The 19,208-nt window shown below is 67.4% G+C and carries 23 protein-coding genes; 17 read left to right on the top strand and 6 right to left on the bottom strand.

Going from position 1 to position 19,208, the window contains the following annotated elements; all coding sequences use genetic code 11:
• Both AB0J91_RS07985 and AB0J91_RS07990 read left to right on the top strand, forming a co-directional pair.
• On the top strand, positions 1 to 507 hold a 507-nt coding region (locus AB0J91_RS07985; protein WP_363865277.1), incomplete at its 5' end, for an LCP family protein.
• Between the two features lie 20 nt (positions 508 to 527).
• Positions 528 to 911, top strand: coding sequence for a hypothetical protein (locus AB0J91_RS07990; protein ID WP_363865279.1), 384 nt, complete (start codon positions 528 to 530; stop codon positions 909 to 911).
• A 314-nt stretch (positions 912 to 1,225) separates the two neighbouring features.
• Here AB0J91_RS07990 and AB0J91_RS07995 read toward each other — a convergent pair whose 3' ends face one another.
• Complete coding sequence (locus AB0J91_RS07995) at positions 1,226 to 1,606, bottom strand: helix-turn-helix domain-containing protein (RefSeq protein ID WP_363865281.1); 381 nt, start codon at positions 1,604 to 1,606, stop codon at positions 1,226 to 1,228.
• Positions 1,607 to 1,708: 102 nt separating this feature from the next.
• Here AB0J91_RS07995 and AB0J91_RS08000 point away from each other — a divergent pair, with 102 nt between their 5' ends.
• The 5 genes from AB0J91_RS08000 (at position 1,709) to AB0J91_RS08020 (ending at position 7,515) form a co-directional block, all read left to right on the top strand.
• Positions 1,709 to 2,536, top strand: a complete 828-nt coding sequence (locus tag AB0J91_RS08000; protein WP_363865283.1) for an NAD(P)H-binding protein — start codon at positions 1,709 to 1,711, stop codon at positions 2,534 to 2,536.
• 561 nt (positions 2,537 to 3,097) lie between these two features.
• Positions 3,098 to 4,252 carry an alkaline phosphatase PhoX gene (locus tag AB0J91_RS08005; RefSeq protein ID WP_363865285.1) on the top strand — a complete coding sequence of 385 codons (1,155 nt, stop codon included), beginning with the start codon at positions 3,098 to 3,100 and terminating at the stop codon, positions 4,250 to 4,252.
• Positions 4,253 to 4,649: 397 nt separating this feature from the next.
• Entirely contained in the window at positions 4,650 to 4,793 is a 144-nt protein-coding gene (locus AB0J91_RS08010) for a hypothetical protein (protein ID WP_363865287.1), read from the top strand.
• 25 nt (positions 4,794 to 4,818) lie between these two features.
• Positions 4,819 to 6,906, top strand: a complete 2,088-nt coding sequence (locus tag AB0J91_RS08015; protein WP_363865289.1) for a phosphocholine-specific phospholipase C — start codon at positions 4,819 to 4,821, stop codon at positions 6,904 to 6,906.
• A 225-nt stretch (positions 6,907 to 7,131) separates the two neighbouring features.
• Positions 7,132 to 7,515, top strand: coding sequence for a hypothetical protein (locus AB0J91_RS08020; RefSeq protein ID WP_363865290.1), 384 nt, complete (start codon positions 7,132 to 7,134; stop codon positions 7,513 to 7,515).
• Between the two features lie 248 nt (positions 7,516 to 7,763).
• Here the strand turns inward: AB0J91_RS08020 and AB0J91_RS08025 are convergent, their stop codons facing one another.
• Positions 7,764 to 8,234, bottom strand: coding sequence for a hypothetical protein (locus AB0J91_RS08025; protein ID WP_363865292.1), 471 nt, complete (start codon positions 8,232 to 8,234; stop codon positions 7,764 to 7,766).
• 263 nt (positions 8,235 to 8,497) lie between these two features.
• Positions 8,498 to 9,760 (bottom strand): MFS transporter, encoded by a 1,263-nt coding sequence (locus AB0J91_RS08030; RefSeq protein WP_363865294.1) that lies wholly within the window; start codon positions 9,758 to 9,760, stop codon positions 8,498 to 8,500.
• A gap of 55 nt (positions 9,761 to 9,815) precedes the next feature.
• Here AB0J91_RS08030 and AB0J91_RS08035 point away from each other — a divergent pair, with 55 nt between their 5' ends.
• The 3 genes from AB0J91_RS08035 (at position 9,816) to AB0J91_RS08045 (ending at position 12,099) form a co-directional block, all read left to right on the top strand.
• Complete coding sequence (locus AB0J91_RS08035; RefSeq protein WP_363865296.1) at positions 9,816 to 10,313, top strand: helix-turn-helix domain-containing protein; 498 nt, start codon at positions 9,816 to 9,818, stop codon at positions 10,311 to 10,313.
• Between the two features lie 332 nt (positions 10,314 to 10,645).
• Positions 10,646 to 11,305: a DUF1326 domain-containing protein gene (locus AB0J91_RS08040; protein ID WP_363865298.1), complete on the top strand. Its 660-nt coding sequence runs from the start codon at positions 10,646 to 10,648 to the stop codon at positions 11,303 to 11,305.
• On the top strand, positions 11,302 to 12,099 hold the full coding sequence (locus AB0J91_RS08045) for a DUF2182 domain-containing protein (RefSeq protein WP_363865300.1): 798 nt from the start codon (positions 11,302 to 11,304) through the stop codon (positions 12,097 to 12,099). The genes AB0J91_RS08040 and AB0J91_RS08045 overlap by 4 nt, the downstream gene beginning before the upstream one ends.
• A 138-nt stretch (positions 12,100 to 12,237) precedes the next feature.
• Here the strand turns inward: AB0J91_RS08045 and AB0J91_RS08050 are convergent, their stop codons facing one another.
• Entirely contained in the window at positions 12,238 to 12,417 is a 180-nt protein-coding gene (locus tag AB0J91_RS08050; protein WP_363865302.1) for a hypothetical protein, read from the bottom strand.
• A gap of 59 nt (positions 12,418 to 12,476) precedes the next feature.
• Between AB0J91_RS08050 and AB0J91_RS08055 the strand changes: the two genes are divergently transcribed.
• From AB0J91_RS08055 to AB0J91_RS08070, 4 genes are all read left to right on the top strand, one after another.
• On the top strand, positions 12,477 to 13,148 hold the full coding sequence (locus tag AB0J91_RS08055) for an ABC transporter ATP-binding protein (RefSeq protein WP_363865303.1): 672 nt from the start codon (positions 12,477 to 12,479) through the stop codon (positions 13,146 to 13,148).
• Complete coding sequence (gene fetB / locus AB0J91_RS08060; protein ID WP_363865305.1) at positions 13,145 to 13,948, top strand: iron export ABC transporter permease subunit FetB; 804 nt, start codon at positions 13,145 to 13,147, stop codon at positions 13,946 to 13,948. The genes AB0J91_RS08055 and fetB overlap by 4 nt, the downstream gene beginning before the upstream one ends.
• Positions 13,949 to 14,446: 498 nt before the next feature.
• Positions 14,447 to 14,989, top strand: coding sequence for a hypothetical protein (locus AB0J91_RS08065; protein WP_363865307.1), 543 nt, complete (start codon positions 14,447 to 14,449; stop codon positions 14,987 to 14,989).
• Between the two features lie 3 nt (positions 14,990 to 14,992).
• Positions 14,993 to 15,733 carry a histone-like nucleoid-structuring protein Lsr2 gene (locus AB0J91_RS08070; protein ID WP_363865309.1) on the top strand — a complete coding sequence of 247 codons (741 nt, stop codon included), beginning with the start codon at positions 14,993 to 14,995 and terminating at the stop codon, positions 15,731 to 15,733.
• Positions 15,734 to 15,879: 146 nt separating this feature from the next.
• Here AB0J91_RS08070 and AB0J91_RS08075 read toward each other — a convergent pair whose 3' ends face one another.
• Together AB0J91_RS08075 and AB0J91_RS08080 are read right to left on the bottom strand one after the other, a co-directional pair.
• Complete coding sequence (locus AB0J91_RS08075) at positions 15,880 to 16,254, bottom strand: hypothetical protein (RefSeq protein ID WP_363865311.1); 375 nt, start codon at positions 16,252 to 16,254, stop codon at positions 15,880 to 15,882.
• Positions 16,255 to 16,282: 28 nt separating this feature from the next.
• Positions 16,283 to 16,489: a hypothetical protein gene (locus AB0J91_RS08080; RefSeq protein WP_363865313.1), complete on the bottom strand. Its 207-nt coding sequence runs from the start codon at positions 16,487 to 16,489 to the stop codon at positions 16,283 to 16,285.
• Between the two features lie 99 nt (positions 16,490 to 16,588).
• On the opposite strand from AB0J91_RS08080, the gene AB0J91_RS08085 reads away from it, so the two are divergent.
• The 3 genes from AB0J91_RS08085 to AB0J91_RS08095 are packed head-to-tail and all read left to right on the top strand — an operon-like array spanning position 16,589 to position 19,127.
• The gene (locus tag AB0J91_RS08085) at positions 16,589 to 17,926 is read left to right on the top strand and encodes an MFS transporter (protein WP_363865315.1); all 1,338 of its coding nucleotides are present in this window, start codon (positions 16,589 to 16,591) and stop codon (positions 17,924 to 17,926) included.
• 49 nt (positions 17,927 to 17,975) lie between these two features.
• Complete coding sequence (locus tag AB0J91_RS08090) at positions 17,976 to 18,272, top strand: YciI family protein (RefSeq protein ID WP_363865317.1); 297 nt, start codon at positions 17,976 to 17,978, stop codon at positions 18,270 to 18,272.
• A 51-nt stretch (positions 18,273 to 18,323) separates the two neighbouring features.
• Positions 18,324 to 19,127 carry an IclR family transcriptional regulator gene (locus tag AB0J91_RS08095; protein ID WP_363865319.1) on the top strand — a complete coding sequence of 268 codons (804 nt, stop codon included), beginning with the start codon at positions 18,324 to 18,326 and terminating at the stop codon, positions 19,125 to 19,127.
• The last annotated feature ends 81 nt before the right edge of the window (positions 19,128 to 19,208 follow it).

Raw genomic sequence — 19,208 nt, forward strand, 5'->3', positions numbered from 1 at the left:
GACGCGGTCGGTGGCGTGGACCTGTGCGTGAAGGAACCGATGCAGGACCCCAAGGCCAACCTGGACCTGCAGCCGGGCTGCCAGACCCTGACCGGCCCGCAGGCGCTGGGCTACGTGCGCACCCGCGCCACCGCTCGCGGTGACCTCGACCGCGTGGAACGGCAGCGCGAGTTCCTCAGCGCGCTGTCCGAAAAGGCCTCCAGCCCCGAGGTGTTCCTCAACCCCCTGCGGCTGTTCCCGCTGATCCTCAACACCTCCAGCACGTTCCTGGTCAACCGCGACGACCACGTGTGGCACCTGGGCAGCCTCGCCTTCGCCATGAACGGGATCGCCTCCGGCGACGGCATCACCACGACCGTGCCCTTCGGCGGCTTCGGCGAGACCGACGCTGGCGGCTCAGTGGTCAAGTGGGACAAGCAGAAGTCCCAAACCCTCTTCGAAGCGCTGGCATCCGACTCCCCGGTACCGCCCGAGGTCATCACCACCGCGGAGTCCATGGGCGGCTGAGCGAAGAGGGGCACGAGGGCATGCGGAAAACGCGCCAGGGTGGTATCGGCGAAGACGTGGAAGAGGCGGTGCGCGATTATGAGGTCGCACTGGCCGAAACTGAGACTGCCGGACGCCACGCTGACCCCGACGAACGCTCCCCGCACCTGGAAAAGCTGCGGATACAGGTCATCACACGAGCCGAGGCATTGCCAAGCATCTGCTGGCCACGGCCCAAGTGCGAGCACTGCCAGGGTCAGCGCGAGGTCTCCGCGGTGCAAGTCCTCACCGAAGCCGGGCAAGCACCGCAGTTCGTCACCCGCAAACGGCTATGCCCGCGGTGCAGAGGCACCGGCATGACCGTCGCACCCAGCCTCCAGCTCCCGCACGAACCACCCGCGAACCCGAGCGAGATCGGCCATTAAGGACCATCTTCACTAATCCGACCGGGCTACGTAGTATCGGCCGGGCCGACGCCCGCTCGCGGATGGCGGTCACACCCATCTCAGCGCGGGCGTCGGCGCCAGTCTTCATGCCCCGAACCGGCTGCCACAGGCGGGTTTCGGGCATGGTCAAGCACGCACTCTGAATGAGCGAGATCGGCACGCTGCTGGCCAGCCGGTACCGTCTTGAACGGCAGCCGGGTAACGACGGCCGCGTCGGCCGACAGGCCGCTGGCGATGTTCGCGTTCTACGAGGCTTGATGACGCCCTCACAAAGCGCGAGGCCACCAGCCGGATCAGGTTCGGCGAAGGGTCATGCGGGCGTCGTAATCGTGTCGAGCCTGCTCGACCTTGTCCAAGTTGACCGACCACTCGACGAGCGTCGCGAACAGCGGTGCCAGGCTGCGGCCCAGTTCGCTGATCTCGTACTCCACCCGCGGCGGGACTTCGGGATGGTAGGTGCGCACGACGAGCCCATCACGTTCCAGTTGCCGTAGCCGCTGGGTCAGCACCTTAGGCGTGATCGTGGCGATGCGGCGTTCCAGTTCCACGAACCGCTGCCGCCCGTATTCGTTGAGCGCCCACAGGATCGGGGTGGTCCAGCGGCTGAACACGATGTCGACCACGGGCGAGATCGGGCACGCCTGCTCCGGATCAACATCTGTGAGCTCGGACACTTACCCTCCCATTTCTCAGTACTTTCTTCTAGGTACCTACGAGCTTGACGATAGTAGCTTGACCAGGTCCGAAGAGAGACGAATCGGAAATTGGGAGTGAACATGATCGTGGTGACCGGAGCTACGGGCAACGTGGGGCGTCCCCTGGTCGACGCCCTCGTCGCCGCAGGCGAGGTGGTGACAGCCGTTGCTCGACGGATCTCTGCTCAGGATGTTCCCCCTGGGGTGGAGCATCAGCAGGCCGACCTGCTCGAGCCGGAGAGCCTCAAACCTGCGCTCGACGGGGCTGAGGCGCTGTTCCTGCTGGCCCCCGACGAATTCGTGGCGGCCGGCGGCAACCTGGGCGACGTCCTCGAAACCGTGCAAGCCGCCGGCGTTCGGCGAGTCGTCTTGCTGTCCTCCCAGGGCGTCGCCACGGGACGTCACCCCTCGGCCCTGGAAGACGTCGTCCGGCGGTCAGGGCTGGAGTGGACACTGTTGCGGCCAGGCGGTTTTCACTCCAACACCCTCATGTGGGCCGAGGCGGTCCGCAGCCGAAGGTCGATCGCAGCGCCGTTCGGCGATGTTGCGCTCCCCACCATCGACCCGACCGACATCGCCGAGGTTGCCGCCGCGGCGATGCGGCAAGACGGCCACAGCGGCAACGCTTACGTGTTGACCGGGCCCACGCCGATCTCACCCCGGCAGCAGGCGATGGTGATCGCCGACGCCCTGGGCGAGCCGGTGCGTTTCACCGAGCAGACCCGCGAGGAGGCCCGGACACAACTACTGCAGTTCATGCCCGAGCCGGTAGCAGAGGCCACCCTGGACATCCTCGGCAGGCCGAAAGCCGTTGAGCAGCAGCTCAGCCTCGACGTCGAGCGGATCCTCGGACGCCCGCCCCGCACCTTCGCCGAGTGGACGGCACGCAACATCGCCACCTTCAAGTGACCCGGCCGGATCCGTTGCCGGCCACAGCCACCTGTCGGCGCGGCGGCGCTACCGAGCGGCCGGTTCGACCCGAGCACTGGCCAGCGCCCCCGAGCTCGAGGTCGGCAACGTAGAGAGCGGTGGTGGCGATGTTCAGACGCGTCGACACAGTAGATCGCCTCCGGGGTCAGCCATCGCAGTGACGACCCGCCGTCCAGTCCAGCGACGGTGCCCGGCATCGTCCTTTTCTTGTCCTCCGTCGTTGTCTCCCTCGCATCGCTGAGTGGGCTCTGCGGGGCGACATCCGTTCCCGCCCATGCGGGAAAACCGAATCGATGATCTCCACTTTCCGTTTCCTGAACCAAACGACCCATGGGCAACGGGCGGCAATGGGCCGTATCTTGACGCCCGCCCCGGAAGGAAGAACTCCAGTTCGGCGCTGACGTCTGCGATCACCCACCGTCCTGGAAGTGTTCATGATGCGGGCACTCATCGGACACCGTACGCGCCATAGATTCCCGATTGCCGCGTCGTTTTTGCTGCGGCACAACCTGTTCCGGCTTCTGACTGAAGGAGAACGCCTTGGAACGTCGGGATTTCCTCCGCGCCGCCGTGGTCGGTGGCACCGTGGTGACGCTGGGATTCAGCGTCACCCGCGAATCCATCGCCTACCCGGCCAAGACCGGCCCCAGCCCCTACGGAACCCTGCAGGCCGCTGACGCCAACGGCATCCAGCTGCCGGCGGGCTTTTCCAGCCGCGTGATCGCCCGCTCCACCCAAACCGTGGCCGGCACCGGCTACACCTGGCACAGCGCCCCGGATGGCGGCGCCTGCTTCGCCGACGGCAACGGGTGGATCTACGTCTCCAACTCCGAGATGAGCACCGGCGCAGGGGGCGTCAGCGCCATCCGCTTCGACGCCAACGGCAACACCACCAGCGCCTACCGCATCCTGTCGGGCACCACCCGCAACTGCGCCGGTGGCCCGACCCCGTGGAACACCTGGTTGTCGTGCGAGGAGACCGACTTCGGATACACCTGGGAAACCGACCCCTGGGGCACCAAAGCCGCCGTCCGACGGGACGCCATGGGCCGGTTCAAGCACGAAGCCGCCGCCTGCGACCCCGACCGCAAGGTGATCTACCAGACCGAGGACACCACCGACGGCTGCTTCTACCGGTTCATCCCCACCACCTGGGGCGACCTTGCGGCCGGCGGAACCCTGCAGGTCCTGGTCGAAAACGGCACCACCCTGTCCTGGGTGACCGTTCCCGACCCCGACGGCAGCCCCACCCCCACCCGTGACCAGGTCGCCGGCGCCAAGCTCTTCAACGGCGGCGAAGGAGCCTTCTACCGCAACAACATCTGCTACTTCACCACCAAGGGCGACAACCGCGTGTGGGCCTACGACGCGGCCACCAACCAACTGCACATCGCCTACGACGACAACCTCACCAGCAACCCGCCGCTGACCGGCGTCGACAACATCACCGGCGCCACCGTCGGCGACCTCTACGTCGCCGAAGACGGCGGCAACATGGAGATCTGCATCATCACCCCCGACGACATCATCGCCCCATTCCTGCACGTCACCGGGCAATCAGCCTCCGAACTGTGCGGCGTGGCCTTCAACCCAGCAGGCAACCGCATGTACTTCTCCTCCCAACGCGGCACCAGCGGTTCCAGCAGCGGCGGCATCACCTACGAAGTCACCGGCCCCTTCCGCACCACTCTCTGACAAAGCTGTCCAGTGGCGGCCGCGGGCATCAAGGCCTGTGAACACGCAGTGCTTCGTTGATTCAATCGGGGGTGTCGACCGGGCCAGCAGAGTCCCGGTCCGGTCGACGGCCCTTTCCCCCGCTGACCCGCTCACACATCCTCAGAGAGCCGAACCCAACTGCCTCGCCTGTCGCCCCTCTGACGACAAGCCTTCTCCGGGGCCCTGTGTCACGCCAGAAACCGCGCTCACTGCACAGTCGATCGCGAAGCTTCACCGACCCTCCCACCCTGGTCGGGGATGATGCGGCGAGCGCCGAAAAGGGTTCCAGTTGCTGAGTGGCCGCTGCCACACGACCTCGGCCATTTGGTCACCTCGGAGATGGACAGGCAACCGTCGATAGCACGAGCCCGAAGGCGTGCAGTGGTTCGCGGCACAGACCGAGGTCATCCGGTTGATGATCAGCTGCCTAATGGACGGCGCCGAAGCCTTCATCGAAATCCGGAACCATTTCGGCGCCGCCAGTTCATCTGAGGGCCACGAACGCAACCTCCACATGTGAGGCGAACTGCCTATCGTCCCCTGCCATGCCTGAAGTTTCCCGACGCCGCGTGCTCGCCGGCGCCCTCGGTAGCGCCGCTGCCGCATCACTCCTGCCCCCGTCACTGCACCGGGCCATGGCCAATCCGATGCCCACCGGTGGCCTCGACGCTGTCGAGCACGTGATCGTGCTGATGCAGGAGAACCGCTCCTTCGACCACTACTTCGGCTCGCTGCGCGGTGTTCGCGGCTACGGCGACCGCCTGCCCCTGCGACTGCCCGGCGGCACGTCGGTGTTAGAACAGCCCGCGCCCGGTGGCACCGTGCTGCCCTTCTCGCTGCGGCAGGCCGCCGAGCAGCAGAACCGGCCTGCCTCCGACATCCAGTACCTGGGCGATCTCGACCACAGCTGGGACGGATCGGGCCGGGCATGGGCACGCGGCTGGAACGACGACTGGATCGCCGCCAAGACCCCGGCGACGATGACGTACTACGAGCGACGGGACATCCCGCTGCAGTACGAACTGGCCGACACCTTCACCCTGTGCGACGCCTACCACTGCTCGGTGTTCGGTTCGACCAACCCGAACCGCAACTACCTGTGGACGGGCACGACCGGCTACGAGCCGGGGACGAAGAACCGCGCCGTCACCAACGCGGCCTACGACTACGCTCACCCCGGCTACGACTGGACGACCTACCCAGAGCGTCTGGAGTCGGCGGGCGTTTCCTGGCAGATCTACCAGGAGTGGGACAACTTCACCGACAACTCCGTCGAGTACTTCACGCCGTTCAAGACAATCGGCGACAAGGTTCTGTCTCCAGTGGACGGAGACTGGCGGACCACGGAGGAGTTCTACACCGCGCTGTTCGACAAACCCGACGAGGAACGGCAGCGGCTGCTCTCGCAGCTGGATGCGGGGCGCGCTTCGCTCAGCGACGCGGAGCGAAGCCTGTTCGACCGCGCGATGCACCGCAGCGAACCGGAAAGCCTCGTCAGCCGACTGCGCGCGGACATCTCCGCCGGGCGGCTGCCGAAGGTGTCCTGGCTCGTCCCATCCGCTGTGGACTCCGAGCACCCGGGCAGTTCCACCCCGGTGGGAAGCGCGAACCTGATCTACGACGTGCTGGACGCGATCGCTTCACACCCCGATGTCTGGTCACGCACGGTGCTGTTGCTGAACTTCGACGAGAACGACGGGTTCTTCGACCACGTCGCCCCGCCGGTGCCCCCGAGACCGGATTCCGGCGACAGCGATGACTGGTTCGACGGTCAGCCGATCGGTCTCGGCCCGCGAGTGCCGATGACGGTCGTCTCGCCGTGGACGGTCGGCGGTCACATCAACTCGGAGACCTTCGACCACACCTCGGTGCTGCGGCTGCTGGAACGCTGGACCGGCGTCGCCGAGCCGAACATCAGCCAGTGGCGCCGGACCGTGTGCGGCGACCTGGTCTCGGTGTTCGACTTCCAGCAGGCCGGAAGCCCGCCGGCGCTGACCCAGCCGGGCCCGGTGCCCGCCCCGGTCGAACGCTGGCGCCCGGAAGCACCGCAGGACCAGCAGCTGCCGATGCAGGAACAGGGAAGGCGTCCCGCGCGGGCGCTGCCGTACCAGCCGGAGGTCTCGGGAACCCTCACACCACAAGGGGATCTGACGCTGCGGCTGGCCAACCGGGGCACCGCTTCCGCGCACTTCGCGGTCTACCCGTACACCGGTGAGTTCAAGGAGCCGCTGCACGTCGACGTGCGCGACGAACACGTGGCGACGGTGAAGGCCGGCGACGACTACCAGCTCGCCGTCCAGGGGCCGAACCGCTTCTGGTTCGAACTCGCCGGTTCCCGCGACGGACGCGCAGCGGGCGTGGACGTGCGCAGCGTGCCGAACGGACGCACCCGCGAGCTGCGTCTGGAGTTCCGCAACGCCGGAACCGAGGACGTCGTGCTGCGGGCGCGAGCACTGGGTTACGCGCCGGACGAGAGCGAGGACGTCCGGGTCCCCGCCGGTGGGGTGGCCGGCCTCGACTGGCCGACGGACCAGGGCTGGTACGACGTCGAGGTCACCACCGCGCAGGATCCGTCCTTCCGCCGCCGCGTGACCGGCCGCGTCGAGAACGGCGCTCCCGGCGTCACGGGGTAGCCACCCGGTGGCGCCGCGCCGGGCGTCCCGCTGCGGCGCCACCATCGCACATCACCAAGGGGCCACCGGCCCACGGACCTCAAAAACGTCAACACGCACTGCAGCCAAGGATGCAGCTCGCCTGGCCGATCGGCTGGCCACGGTTCATGTCGGCTGAATCCTGACTGCTGGGCCACCCGACGCGGGGCGCTGATCGACTGGCGAGCAAGCGCGCCGTTCGACACCGTGGTGGCAGCGCTGCCCGGTGCGGAATCGGTGCGCCGCGCACCGGACCGGTGCGGCGATGGGGGCACAAGCATGCGAATGCTCTTGAAGGTCTCAATCGACACGGAGAAGGGCAACCAGGCATTCCGCGACGGCACGTTGCAGAAAGTCATGCAATGGGCCCGAGACGAGTTGAAGCCGGAGGCGGCGTTCTTCAGCCCGTCGAACGGCAAGCGAACTGCGTATTTCGTGTTCGACATGCAGGACGCCTCACGACTGCCAGCGATCGCCGAACCCTTCTTCGAAGCCGTCGGAGCCCACATCGAACTCGCGCCGGCCATGGACTTCAACGACATGCAGACCGGAGTCCAACAAGCCCAGGAGGTGTTGAAGAACTTCCAGTGACGCCGCTGAGAAGGGCTCCGGTCACACGCCGGGGACCAGGGGGTATCGGCACCAGCACCGTGGTCCGGGTTCACGCTGCTTGGGGTCGGACGATCAACGTTCGTACCCGCCGGACGCCATTCCAGCAGCGCAGGCCTTCCACCGCTGCTCCGCGCCCACCCCTCACCTCGTTGCCCGTTCTGACCCGCGTGGCTGGAACCCGTTGGCGCGTCGACAAATCCGTCCTTGTCACGGGCAATCACCGGGAGTCAGCAGGAGTCAACGGGGCTTCCGCACAACCAGGCGACATCGTCGTTGCCATAGTGCCGCACCACCGCCGCGGCGAGCCAGATCAACGCGACCAGCAGATCCTCGTCCGGGGGCGGCGCTGGGCCGTCCAGCAGAGCGGTGGCATCGCGGGCGAGGTCAGCGCAGTCCGGACCGAGATCCGCGTGGACGGAGCCCAGCACCCCAGCGAGGTCCAGGTCGTCGTGAACGCGCGCCCCGGCGAGCCATTCGGTCAGTATCAGACATCCCACCGTTGCACCGAGCGTTTCGTGCCGGTCTTCGGGCAGCCTCGCCTCCGCGGCGACGCGCCGGTCGGTCGCCGCCACGCGGGCACCGAAGAGCCTTGCCGGTTCGGGAGATCGGTCAGCCAGCGTCCGCGCGATGACCACCTGGAGATCCTCAGCCAGGATGCTCATCAGATCCCCGAGGTCAAGACCATCCTCATCGGACACACCGATCTCCTTGGCTCCAACGGCGCTGCCTATGCGAACACAGAGAGTCAGACTGATCACTGACTATAGTGAACTATAGTCAGCGTCGTTCCGGTCCCGCAACACTGCGAGGAGCCAGAGACTCTGGATCCGTGTGCGACTCAGGCGGCACTCGGCACCGGATCCTCAGCGCCGCTGCGCGACTATTGAGCCGCCAGGGATTCACCGCTACCCCGTGGTGCCATTGCCTTCCAACGCCTCAACCGGCTCCGTTCCGACCGATCTCAGACCCATGACTCCGTCACCGCAGAACGAGCACGGCGCCGGATTTCGTTCAATACCGAAGGAATGAGAACGACGCACAGAGCCATGATCACCAAGGCCACCACCCGCGTCGCGGACTCCAAGCCGAGGCTCACGGCGAGCAGGCCGACGCCGACGACGGGTCCACCCAGGCCGGTGTAGCTCACGATGAAGTAGGCGCCGACGACCGAGCCGCGATCCGCGGAGGGGGTCGCCACCATGATCTCGTGCAACGCGCCCGAGTAGACCAGGCCATGCCCGGCGCCGGTGCTCAACATGGCGAGCACGGTCAGCAGTTCACTCCCGGCGCTGCCTGCGGCCACGAGCAACGCGAGCCCCAACGTGAGAGCGCCCAGTCCCCATGCCTGAGCGGCGAGCGGAGCGAGACGGCGAGCCACGAGCTGAACCACACCGGAGGTGCCGATCATCAAGGTCAGCGCGCTGGCCGTGAGCGCGAGGTTTCGCGTGCCCAGCAGGTCACCGACCAGCGAAGGCAGCACCGCGGAGAACATCCCGAGCACCGCCCATGCCAGGAACGATGAAGAAGCAGCGATCGTGAACGTCCGACGCACCACAGGCGGAATCGCGATGCGTGCCGGGTGCCATCGCCCTCCCTCCGCCTGAGCTCGACCTGGCGCACGCAACGCCAGTGCTGCCGCCAGGACGACCAGACCCAGGTGCACGATGAACGCGAGCTGCCGCGGCGCCGGCCCATACGCACCCAGAACCCCGCCGAGCAGCGGGCCGAGCGCCAGCCCGAACGTGATGCACGCTGTCGCCACGGCGGCCGCCAGCCGCTGTGCCTGGACAGGATCCCGGACGAAGCCGCCGACGCTGTCGCTGAGCGTTGCCTGGGCGGCAGCGGTGGCCGTGCCCATCCCGAGCCCCTGCGCGACCCGCGCGGCGAACAACCACCCAACATCGTCAGCGACGACGAACAACGCGTCCCCGGCGGCGAAAACCAGGAGCCCCAGCACCATCGGCAACCGCCTGCCGACGACATCGGACAACGGACCGAACACCAGCAGGCCGGGCAGGATCACCGCGACCGCAGTGGCGTACAACAGAGTTTGAGTCAGCGGGGAGAAGCCGAAGTCCTCCCGGAAGACGCCGTACAGCGCGCTAGGTAGGTTGTTGCCCACGTACAACGCCGCCAGCGCCAGCGCGCCCGCCGCGAAGACCTTGATACCGGATTTCGGCGGATCCGCCACGAGCTGACTTGCGTTGTGAACGTCAGAGGGCATGCGGGTACGGTAGGACGCAGACTTTCTAATTGCAAGCCAGTGGAGGATGTGCGCGATGAGCACCAAACGGACAGAGTGGGCTGACGTGCCCTGCCCCATCGGGCGCGCGATCGACGTCCTCGGCGAGAAGTGGGCACTGCTGATCCTGCGCAACGCCACGGTGGGCATGAAGCGCTTCGACGAGTTCCGAGCGGATCTCGGAATCGCCGACAACGTGCTCTCGACCAGGCTGTCCCGCCTCGTCGACGCCCGGCTGCTGGTCCGCGTCCCCTACCGGGACGGCGGCCGCACCCGCCACGAATACCGGCTCACCGCCGCGGGTGCGGATCTGCTTCCGGTCATGCACGCACTCGCAGCGTGGGGGCAGCGGTACACCGAACCAGCCGAACCCGCTGAGCCGATGACGCTGATCCACCGGGAATGCGGCCACGAAACCAATCCCGGTGATAAATGCGTCCATTGTGGTCGAACGGTTGACCGCCAGGACCTGGCGTGGCTGCGGCCGTGGCGCTCCCCCGAACCTGTCCCGCTAGCCGAACCGGTCGCGTCCTAGTCCCGGCGCGGGTGGGTGCGGGAAGCGTTGGGTTCCGCAGCGCCACGCCCCCCACACCCGGGCACGTTGAGCCCGTCAAACCTTCCGGAACTGCGGTCCCGATGGCCATCCGGTGCTCTTCGCGAGGTAGATGGCCTTGCCCAGGTGGGCGCGGTCGTCGGCCGACTCCTGGACGCACTCCCGGCCACCGTCCCCATCGTCGCGACGTCGCGGACCCTCCTCCGGGGCACCGCAGGATGCAGATGCATCGGGTCTTTCGACCGTGTTTCCTGCCGCGAAGCGCGCCGACACTGGATTGTGAGGTCTGTGTCCGCGATGGTGTGGAGGTCGACATGACCACTCCGAGCACTCCGCAGTGGCACCTCGCCGGGGGCTGGTTCGACGCGTGCAAGTGTGCGATTCCGTGCCCGTGCTCCTTCGCGCAGCCGCCGACCTACGGCGACTGCAACGGCGTTCTGCTGTGGCACATCCGCGAGGGCAACTACGGAGACACTGCCCTGGACGGTCTCAACGTCGCGATGCTCGCCTCGTTCGTCGGCAACGTGTGGAGCGGTGAGCACAGCGACGCCCGTGCCGCCCTCTTCCTCGACGAGCGAGCGGACGAATCGCAACGCGCCGCACTGCAGAAGATCTTCGGCGGAGAGGCAGGGGGCTGGCCGAAGCAGTTCGGCGAGCTCTTCGGCCCCGAGATCGTCGGCGTGGAGTACAGCCCGATCGAAGCCTCCATCGCCGATGACCTGGCCACCTGGAGCGTCCGCATCCCAGGCAAGGCAGAGGCGACCGTCGAAGCGCTGACCGGCCCCGCCAGCCCCGAAGGCGCCCGCGTGCAGGTGCACAACCTGCCGGGCTCGGAAGTCGGGCCAGGGCACGGAGCGGCCGTCTGGGGCAAGGCCACCGCCGACCGGGCCGACGCGTTCGGCTTCAACTGGGACCGCTCTGGCTACTCCAGCAAGTACATCCCCTTCGACTGGACCGGACCGGACGCAGGATGACCCGCACTGCGCAGGCGCGCGGCATCCCGTCGCTGCGATCCTGGTCCCGGGTGGAGGTGACGCTAGCTGCGGTCCTGCTGGCGCTGGCCGGGATTTCCTGGCTGCTCAGCGCAGTCCTCGGCATGCCCGAGATGCGGATGGGCCTGCTCACCGGCATGGAACCAGCTGAGATGTCGGGCGGGCCGGCGCCCTTCGCCCTGTTCCTCGGCGTCTGGGTCGTGATGATGGCCGCGATGATGTTGCCGGCGATCACACCGTTCACGATCGGGGTGTCCAGGCTGGTGCGAGCGCGGCGGAAACGCGGAGTCCTGCCGCCCCTGACCCTCGGGTACCTGCTCATCTGGACCGCCGCGGGCGTTGCCGCGTGGGCGATCCTGCGCGGATTCGACGCGATCGACTACAGCGCGACGTCGGTGCGGGTCGGGGCGGTCGTCCTCCTGGTGGCCGGAGCGTACGAATTCAGCCCGTTGAAGCGCTGGTGCTTGGTCCGCTGCCGATCACCGCTGGCACTCGTGGTCAAGCACGGCGACACGGTGGTCCGCAGCAGGCTGGGGGCGCTGCGGGTCGGCGTGCACCACGGCGCGTACTGCCTCGGCTGCTGCTGGGCGCTGATGATCGTCCTGCTCGCCGTCGGTGCGATGAACCTGCTGTGGATGGCCGTTCTCGCCGCGGTGATCGCGATGGAGAAGGTCCTCCCCCGCGCGGAGATCGTCAGCTCCGCCCTCGGTGCCGTGTTGATCGGTGGGGGCGTGGTCCTGCTGATAGCGCCCGGGTTGCTGACTCCGATGGCCTGACGCTTCGTCCGAGCGCTGCGGAGAAACCAAGTGCGGCACGTGCCTCCGCCCATGCTGCCGGCCAGCTCCCGCTCCTGCGCCGAAGTCGCGGGCCGAGCCGTCCAGATGCCCGCCGTCCCACCGGCGTCGATGACCTCGTCAGCGAGCCACTCCAGGTGCTCCCGCGTGCGAGCCGACGACACCATCGGCGAGCTGTGCCACGCCCAAGCGCTTGAGCTTGCGCCACACCGCGATCCGCGGCGTGGAGGGTTCCCGCGGCATGCGGTACGACAGCAGCACCCACTCCCCCGGCGAGCCCCCGGCACTGTCCAACGTCATGAACCGCGGTTACATTGCAACCACGGTTACAACAAGGCACGGGAAGGCACGACCACTTCATGGGACAACCAGAGCTGTTCAGCCTCTCCGCGGTCACCGTGCACCGCCACGGCACCACGGTGATCAACGATGTGTCCCTGCGGATAGATGAACACCGCTGCACGGCACTGCTCGGCCCCAGCGGTAGCGGGAAGACCACCCTGCTGCGCCTGCTGACCCGCTTCGAAGACCCCGACGACGGCCATCTCACCTTCCGCGGCACTCGCCTCGACCAGCTCGACGTGCTGGCGTTGCGACGCCGCGTGCAGTTCATCGCCCAACGGCCCACGCTGCTGACCGACACCGTGCTCGACGAACTCCGAGTCGCAAACCCGCTGCTCAACGAGGCCGAAGCCGCCGAGCTGTTGCTCCAGGCAGCCCTGCCACCCGAGATCTTCCTGCACCGCAGCACCCAAGGGCTCTCCGGCGGCGAAGCGCAACGTCTCTGCCTGGCCAGAGGACTCGCCCTGCGACCCGAAGCTCTCCTGCTCGACGAGCCCACCTCCGCCCTCGACCACACCAGCGCCGACGCGATCGCAACGACCGTCCGACGCTTCATCGCCGACGGCGGCAGTGCCGTCATGGTCAGCCACGACCACCGGCTCGTCGAGGACCTCGCCGATGACGTGTTCGTCCACGACAGCGGGAATGTCGCCGCCATCCAGGACCGGATTCCGGGAAGCGGATCATGACCGAGCTCACCGTGCCCAGCTGGGGCGCCGTCGCCGCCTCGCTGCTGCTGGTCGCCCTGATCGCGCTCATCGCACGCCAACAGCGCCTGCACCTCACCAAGGAGCTCGTGATCGCCGCCGGCCGGGCCGGACTCCAACTCGCAGCCGTGGGCGCCGTGCTGGTGCTGCTGTTCCAGCACGCCGGACTCCCCGGCGCACTCGGCTGGGTGGCGTTCATGGTCGTGCTCGGGGGTCAAGTCGCCGGCTACCGAGGCCGCGCACTGCCACAGGCACGAACCACCGCCACCATCGCGATCGCCACCGGCACCGCCATCACCCTGGGCTCACTGGTCGCGCTCGGAGCGATCTCCCCGCAACCCCGCGTGCTGGTCCCCATCGGCGGCATGATCGTCGCCACCGCCATGCAAGCCACCGCGGTGTCACTGCACCGCGTACGCCAACAGGCGCAGTCCGACCGCCCGGCCATCGAAGCCCGCCTGGCACTAGGACTCTCCAGCCGCGAAGCGTTCCTCCCATTCCAACGCTCCGCCCTGCGCACCGCACTGCTGCCCACCCTCGACTCCACCAAAGTCGTCGGACTCATCAGCCTTCCTGGCGCCATGACAGGCCTCATCCTCGCCGGAGTCGACCCGATGATTGCGATCCGCTACCAGATCATCGTCATGTACATGCTGCTCGCCGCCACCACCATCGCCGCCCTCACCGCAACCCGACTAGCCGAACGAGCACTCTTCGACAACGCCCACCGCCTCGCACCGCTCGACACCAGTAGCGCCCGAAGCCGCCGCCCAGTGATCTAGACCGCGGCCAGACAGCGAAGCTGTTCGCGCGGTGGGCCGGAATCTTGCTCGTCGGACAAGGCCCGGCCCACCCCTGCTGTGAACGCCTAGATCGATAAACGGAACTTGACCGAACAGCTGGGCATCAGTCAGTCCACGGCCAAAAATGCCTGCTGCACCGGCTTGCCGTACCGCCTCAGCGGATCCTGCCACCACCGTCCCATCGCCCACCGCCTCCACGGGTCGCATGCGGTTAGTCGCGAGACTAGTGCGGCCAGGAGAACATTGATTTCGATGCAACTGCCGAACCTCGCTGCACGAGACCAGGCACCTGAGCAGGGAAGCGTGTCACTAGAACCTCGGCTCGCGGACTAGCTTGCAACGATGGGTCGCACCCGTGGATGATCAATGTTGGAATCGCTAATGTGATTCCACAACACCTAAGCGGCCCGGAGTCCGCGGTCCAACCACACGGCTGTGGGGCATCACCAGGACACCGAGAAACGGACGGAGCATGCGGTGGCAGACAAGGTGACCGAGTTACCGAAGGTACTGTCGACACAAGGTGAACAACACCAGGAAACCGGCTACATCAAGGCCTCCGACGAGGACGTCGACCTCTACGTCGACCGCGTCACCGACGAGGTGCTGGCCTGCCGCGAACGCGGCCGTCACCTGTTCCCGACCATCCGACAGGCCGGGATCCACTTCTCCGAGATCGACTCCGACGGCCTGTTCATCCGCCGGCTGACCTGCACGTGCTGCGAACTGGCCGTCAAGGTGGAGAAATGGGAAGGCACCCGGCAGCGTGGCCGCACCCGCTTCCACCGCGTCGCCTCCCAACTGGAATACCGCACCGGCCAAGACGGGCAGACCTACCTCTCCCCCACCGGACGCGGCCGCATGACCCCCCGCCAGATCGGCGACTCCGTCGCCTCCAAGGCACTGGCCGGGCAAAGCCTCGCCGCCCTGCGCAAAGCCACCACCCGCACCACCACCAAGAACTCGCGCAGCACCTCGAAAACCGGCAAACCCGCACGCCAAAAGAGCAAGGCACGCTGATCCATGGGCACCCGCCAGATCCGATACTGCGACATCAGCGGAACCGAACACGACGTCGAAACCCACGAGATCAACATCGACCAGATGCGCGTGGAAATCGATCTCGCCGCCGACGAATACCGCAAACTCCTGCAACTCCTACGGCCCTACCTCGACGCCGGGCGCATCGAAGCCTCCATGCCCGACCTCCCACAACACACCACCACACCCCGGCGAACCACCCGCCCACGCGGCAAACGAGGCAGCGACCTGTCCCCACAGGAACGCACCCAACTACGCCAGTGGGCCGAGGAAAAAGGACTGCCAGTACCGGTCAACAACCAGTTCAAACGCACGGTCATCGACCAGTGGCGCGAAGAAACCACCAACCCGAGCCACCACACACCACCGCACAGCACGCCATCCCCAGCCGAAACCCCAGCCACCGCGGCAAAAACCAACGCAGCACCGGCGGCCGAACCCGAGCCGACCGACACCGCCCAGGACCAGACCCTACCGAGCCGGAGGGACCGCATCAGCCAGGTCCTGCTGGCCAAACCACGGACCTGGATGACAGTCACCCAGATCACCAACCTCACCAAGCAAGGAACCTCCGACACCATCGAACGCAACGCCACCTCCGAACTCCTCCGCCGCATGGCCAACGACGGCCAAGCCGAACGCGACGACAGCACCCGACCCATCCGCTACAAAGCCACCGCACACACCACAACCACCTCGCCTGATGCCATGCTGCCGCGATGAGCGCGGCTTCCGTTCCTCGCCCCGGACAGGGCACAAACCCCCAGAGTGCGGTGGCACGGAGATAGCAGGGGTTGCAACGAACGGGGCATCGTTTTGGTCGCGGCCAGGTCAGCAGCCCGTTGAGCGGGGGCGATCCGGAACGCAATTCACCCGATGTGGGGCGTGACCTCATTTTCGGTGTGCTCGAAGGTGTCGGAATCGGTTTCGCGTTGCCATTCGGGCATGTCCGCCCAGTCAGCGATACAAGCGGGCTTGGGGTCGGCGAAGCGCTTGTAGATCTGGCCGGTCCAGCACAGCGCCACGAACCTGCCCTTTTGCTCGCGGGTGAGCTTAGAAGCGCTGTCGGCAGTGGACTCGATGAAGTCCTGCACCTGCTGATACACCGCCGCCGCGCTCGCGCGTTCCCAGTCGGGCGTGTCTTCCCACGGCGCGACGTAGCCGGGCTTCGGCTCACCGGGGTGATGCGCATTCACCCCGACAATCCACGCCTCGTGGAAGATGCGGCCCTTCTCCTCCGACACTGAAAAACCTCTCCTCACCATGAGCCGGTCACAGGCCCTGATCGTGGTGGACGTCGGGGTCGTACTCCTCGATATCGCAGCGCCCGAGATCTCCCTGACGGAAAAGTGCCAGGGCGGCGTCCGAGACGATCAAACGGCCTCGGGGTGTGAGGCCCACGTCGTCGCGGCCTGCTGTTCCGGTGACAACGAGCCAGCGGACCACGCACCAGACGTGGCGCTCGAAGATCTTTCCCATTCAGCGGTATGCGTGTGTCGGCCCGCGCACCTGGATCGCAGACTCATCCCGCACAGCGCGCGGTGTGGCGAACTGTTGGTGCGACATCCGGAGGGACCGATGACCCTGACCACGACGAGGTGGCGGGCCGGGAGCAAGAGCGGAATGCGGGACGGCCGCAAGGCGGCGCTCGCGGCGTTTCTCGGCAGCATGCTCGAGTACTACGACTTCTTCATCTACGGATCCGCGGCGGCACTGGTGTTCCCGGTGCTGTTCTTCCCGTCGGGCGATCCGGCGGTCGGCACGATCGCGGCGCTGGCCACCTTCGGCGCGGGCTACGTGGCGCGCCCCCTCGGGGGCGTGGTGCTCGGGCACTTCGGGGACCGGGTGGGCCGCAAGAAGATCATGATCTTCACCCTGTTGCTGATGGGGACGTCGAGCCTGGCGGTGGGACTGCTGCCGACCTACGAGCAGGCGGGCCTGCTGGCCCCTGTCCTGCTCGTGCTGGTCCGGCTCGGGCAGGGCTTCTCCGCCGGTGGGGAGGCGGCCGGTGCGAGCACGCTGACGCTGGAGCACTCCCCGGAAGGGCGTCGCGGGTTCTTCACCAGCTTCACCATGTCGGGAACGATGGCCGGGATCGTGCTGGCCAACCTCGTTTTCATCCCGGTGGCGGCGCTGCCGGAGGAGCAGTTGCTGAGCTGGGGTTGGCGGGTTCCGTTCCTGCTGAGCATCGTGATGATCCTCATCGCCTACGCGGTGCGCCGGAATCTGGACGAGACGCCGGTCTTCGAGTCGGAAGCGGCCCACGACGAGCTGGCACCGCTCCCCTTCGCAGCCCTGTTCCGCACCCAGTGGCGCGACGTGGTCCGGATCGCGGTGGCGTCGCTGTTCGCGATGCTGCAGACGATCTTCATGGTCTTCGGCCTCGCCTACGCCACCTCCCGCGATGTGGGCCTCGACAAGCCCACGATGCTGTGGGTGTCGGTGGCGGCCAACGCACTGGCCGTGGTCGCGGTCCCAGCTGCGGCAGCGCTGTCCGACCGGGTGGGTCGCCGTCCTGTGTGGATCGCTTCGTCACTGGGATGCGGTGTTCTCGTGTGGGTCTACTTCTGGGCCGTATCGACCGGCAGCGTGCCGCTGATCTTCGTGACCGCCTTGGCCTTCGCCGGTCTGGCCTACTCCGGCATGAACGGGCTCTGGCCCGCGTTCTTCGCCGAGACGTTCGCCGCACGGGTGCGCTACTCGGGTTTCGCGATCTCCAGCCAGGTGGGACTGCTGCTCGCCGGCTTCGCGCCGACGGTCGGCTTCGCGATCAAGGGCAGCGGCGAAACCGGGTGGATCCCTGTGGCCACGTTCGCCAGCGCCTGCGCCGTCGTCTCGGCACTCGCGGTGCTCAGCGCCCGCGAGACCCACGACGTCGCGCTCGACGATCTCGGGAAGGCACCGAAGCACGGCTGAGCCCAAGTGCGGCCCCACCGTCGTCATCCGAGGAAGGAATCACTGCATCATGGCCCTCTACGCCGTCACCTACCGCTACACCGACGACAGCGCAGGACGGGACCTGCATCGCCCGGTCCACAAGGTGTTCTTGTCCGAGCTCGGTGGCAGGGGCATCAACATGTGCTCGGGACCGTTCGGGCCGGAGGACGCCCCAGGCGCGTTGCTGTTGATCAGCGCGAGCTCGCGGGACGAGGCCGTCGCGTGCACCGAGGACGACCCGTTCCGGCGCCACGGTCTGGTGGCCGAGGTGACCGTCCGGGAGTGGATCCCCATGCTGGGCCGGCTCGCCGGGGAACTCGCGTGAGCCGGGTGCCTGCGCTGCTGCTGCTGCGACCGTCCACCGATGATGGTGCTCATGGCCAGGTCAGCGGCCGGTGAGTCGGTCCTCACCCGAGCGATGCGGATCCTGCGGTCGTTCACCGCGGGTTCGCCGACGCTGACGGTCTCGGAGATCGCGCGGCGCACGGACCTGCCCGTCACCACTGCGCACCGGCTGGTCACCGAGCTGGTCGAGCTCGGTGCCCTCGACCGCGGCGAGGACGGGCGGGTGCGGATGGGCCACCATCTCTGGGAGGTCGCCTCCCGGTCCTCCCGGGCGCAGGACCTGCGCCAGGTCGCCATGCCCTTCATGGAGGACCTGCAGGCCGTGGTCCGGCAGCACACCCAGATCGGCATCCTGGAAGGCACCGACGTGCTGTACCTGGAGCGCCTGTCCGCCCGGGGCGAGGCGGTCGCCAACGTCGCGCGGATCGCCGGGCGGCTGCCCATCCACGCCACCTCGGCCGGGCTGGTGCTGCTCGCGTTCAGCCCGCGCGAGCTGCAGGAGGAAGTGCTGGCGCAGTCCCTGCCGCGCTACACCGATCAGACCGTCACCGATCCCGCCGAGCTCCGGCGGGTGCTGGCGCAGGTGCGGCAGGAGGGTTTCGTGGTGGCCCGGCAGATGATCACACAGGGTGCCACGGGACTCGCCGCCCCCATCCGCGACGACCACGACGAGGTCGTCGCCGCGCTGTCCATCGTCATCCCCGCGAGCGACCCGAACCCCCGGGCGCACGCACCGGTGCTGCTGGCGACTGCCCGTGGGATCTCCCGCGCTCTCGGTGCGCTGCTTCCTTCCGAGGAGACGATCCGCACCCGCGGACCGAAACCTTCCCGCTGAATGGCACCGGTGCTGCGCACCGGCGCTCCCGCACCGCACGCTCTTGCTCAGAGCGGACGGTCGAAATCCGCCTCGCCGCAC

The organism is Saccharopolyspora sp. NPDC049357 (assembly GCF_040677225.1).
In the GTDB taxonomy this organism is placed as follows: domain Bacteria; phylum Actinomycetota; class Actinomycetes; order Mycobacteriales; family Pseudonocardiaceae; genus Saccharopolyspora.

Coding starts and splice junctions, on each gene's coding strand:
- AB0J91_RS08000 (WP_363865283.1), top strand. CDS start 1,709: ATGATCGTGGTGACCGGAGCTACGGGCAACGTGGGGCGTCCCCTGGTC.
- AB0J91_RS08085 (WP_363865315.1), top strand. CDS start 16,589: ATGACCCTGACCACGACGAGGTGGCGGGCCGGGAGCAAGAGCGGAATG.
- AB0J91_RS08045 (WP_363865300.1), top strand. CDS start 11,302: ATGACCCGCACTGCGCAGGCGCGCGGCATCCCGTCGCTGCGATCCTGG.
- AB0J91_RS08035 (WP_363865296.1), top strand. CDS start 9,816: ATGAGCACCAAACGGACAGAGTGGGCTGACGTGCCCTGCCCCATCGGG.
- AB0J91_RS08070 (WP_363865309.1), top strand. CDS start 14,993: ATGGGCACCCGCCAGATCCGATACTGCGACATCAGCGGAACCGAACAC.
- AB0J91_RS08055 (WP_363865303.1), top strand. CDS start 12,477: ATGGGACAACCAGAGCTGTTCAGCCTCTCCGCGGTCACCGTGCACCGC.
- AB0J91_RS08030 (WP_363865294.1), bottom strand. CDS start 9,760: ATGCCCTCTGACGTTCACAACGCAAGTCAGCTCGTGGCGGATCCGCCG.
- AB0J91_RS07990 (WP_363865279.1), top strand. CDS start 528: ATGCGGAAAACGCGCCAGGGTGGTATCGGCGAAGACGTGGAAGAGGCG.
- AB0J91_RS08050 (WP_363865302.1), bottom strand. CDS start 12,417: ATGACGTTGGACAGTGCCGGGGGCTCGCCGGGGGAGTGGGTGCTGCTG.
- AB0J91_RS08040 (WP_363865298.1), top strand. CDS start 10,646: ATGACCACTCCGAGCACTCCGCAGTGGCACCTCGCCGGGGGCTGGTTC.
- AB0J91_RS08080 (WP_363865313.1), bottom strand. CDS start 16,489: ATGGGAAAGATCTTCGAGCGCCACGTCTGGTGCGTGGTCCGCTGGCTC.
- fetB (WP_363865305.1), top strand. CDS start 13,145: ATGACCGAGCTCACCGTGCCCAGCTGGGGCGCCGTCGCCGCCTCGCTG.
- AB0J91_RS08095 (WP_363865319.1), top strand. CDS start 18,324: ATGGCCAGGTCAGCGGCCGGTGAGTCGGTCCTCACCCGAGCGATGCGG.
- AB0J91_RS08015 (WP_363865289.1), top strand. CDS start 4,819: ATGCCTGAAGTTTCCCGACGCCGCGTGCTCGCCGGCGCCCTCGGTAGC.
- AB0J91_RS08090 (WP_363865317.1), top strand. CDS start 17,976: ATGGCCCTCTACGCCGTCACCTACCGCTACACCGACGACAGCGCAGGA.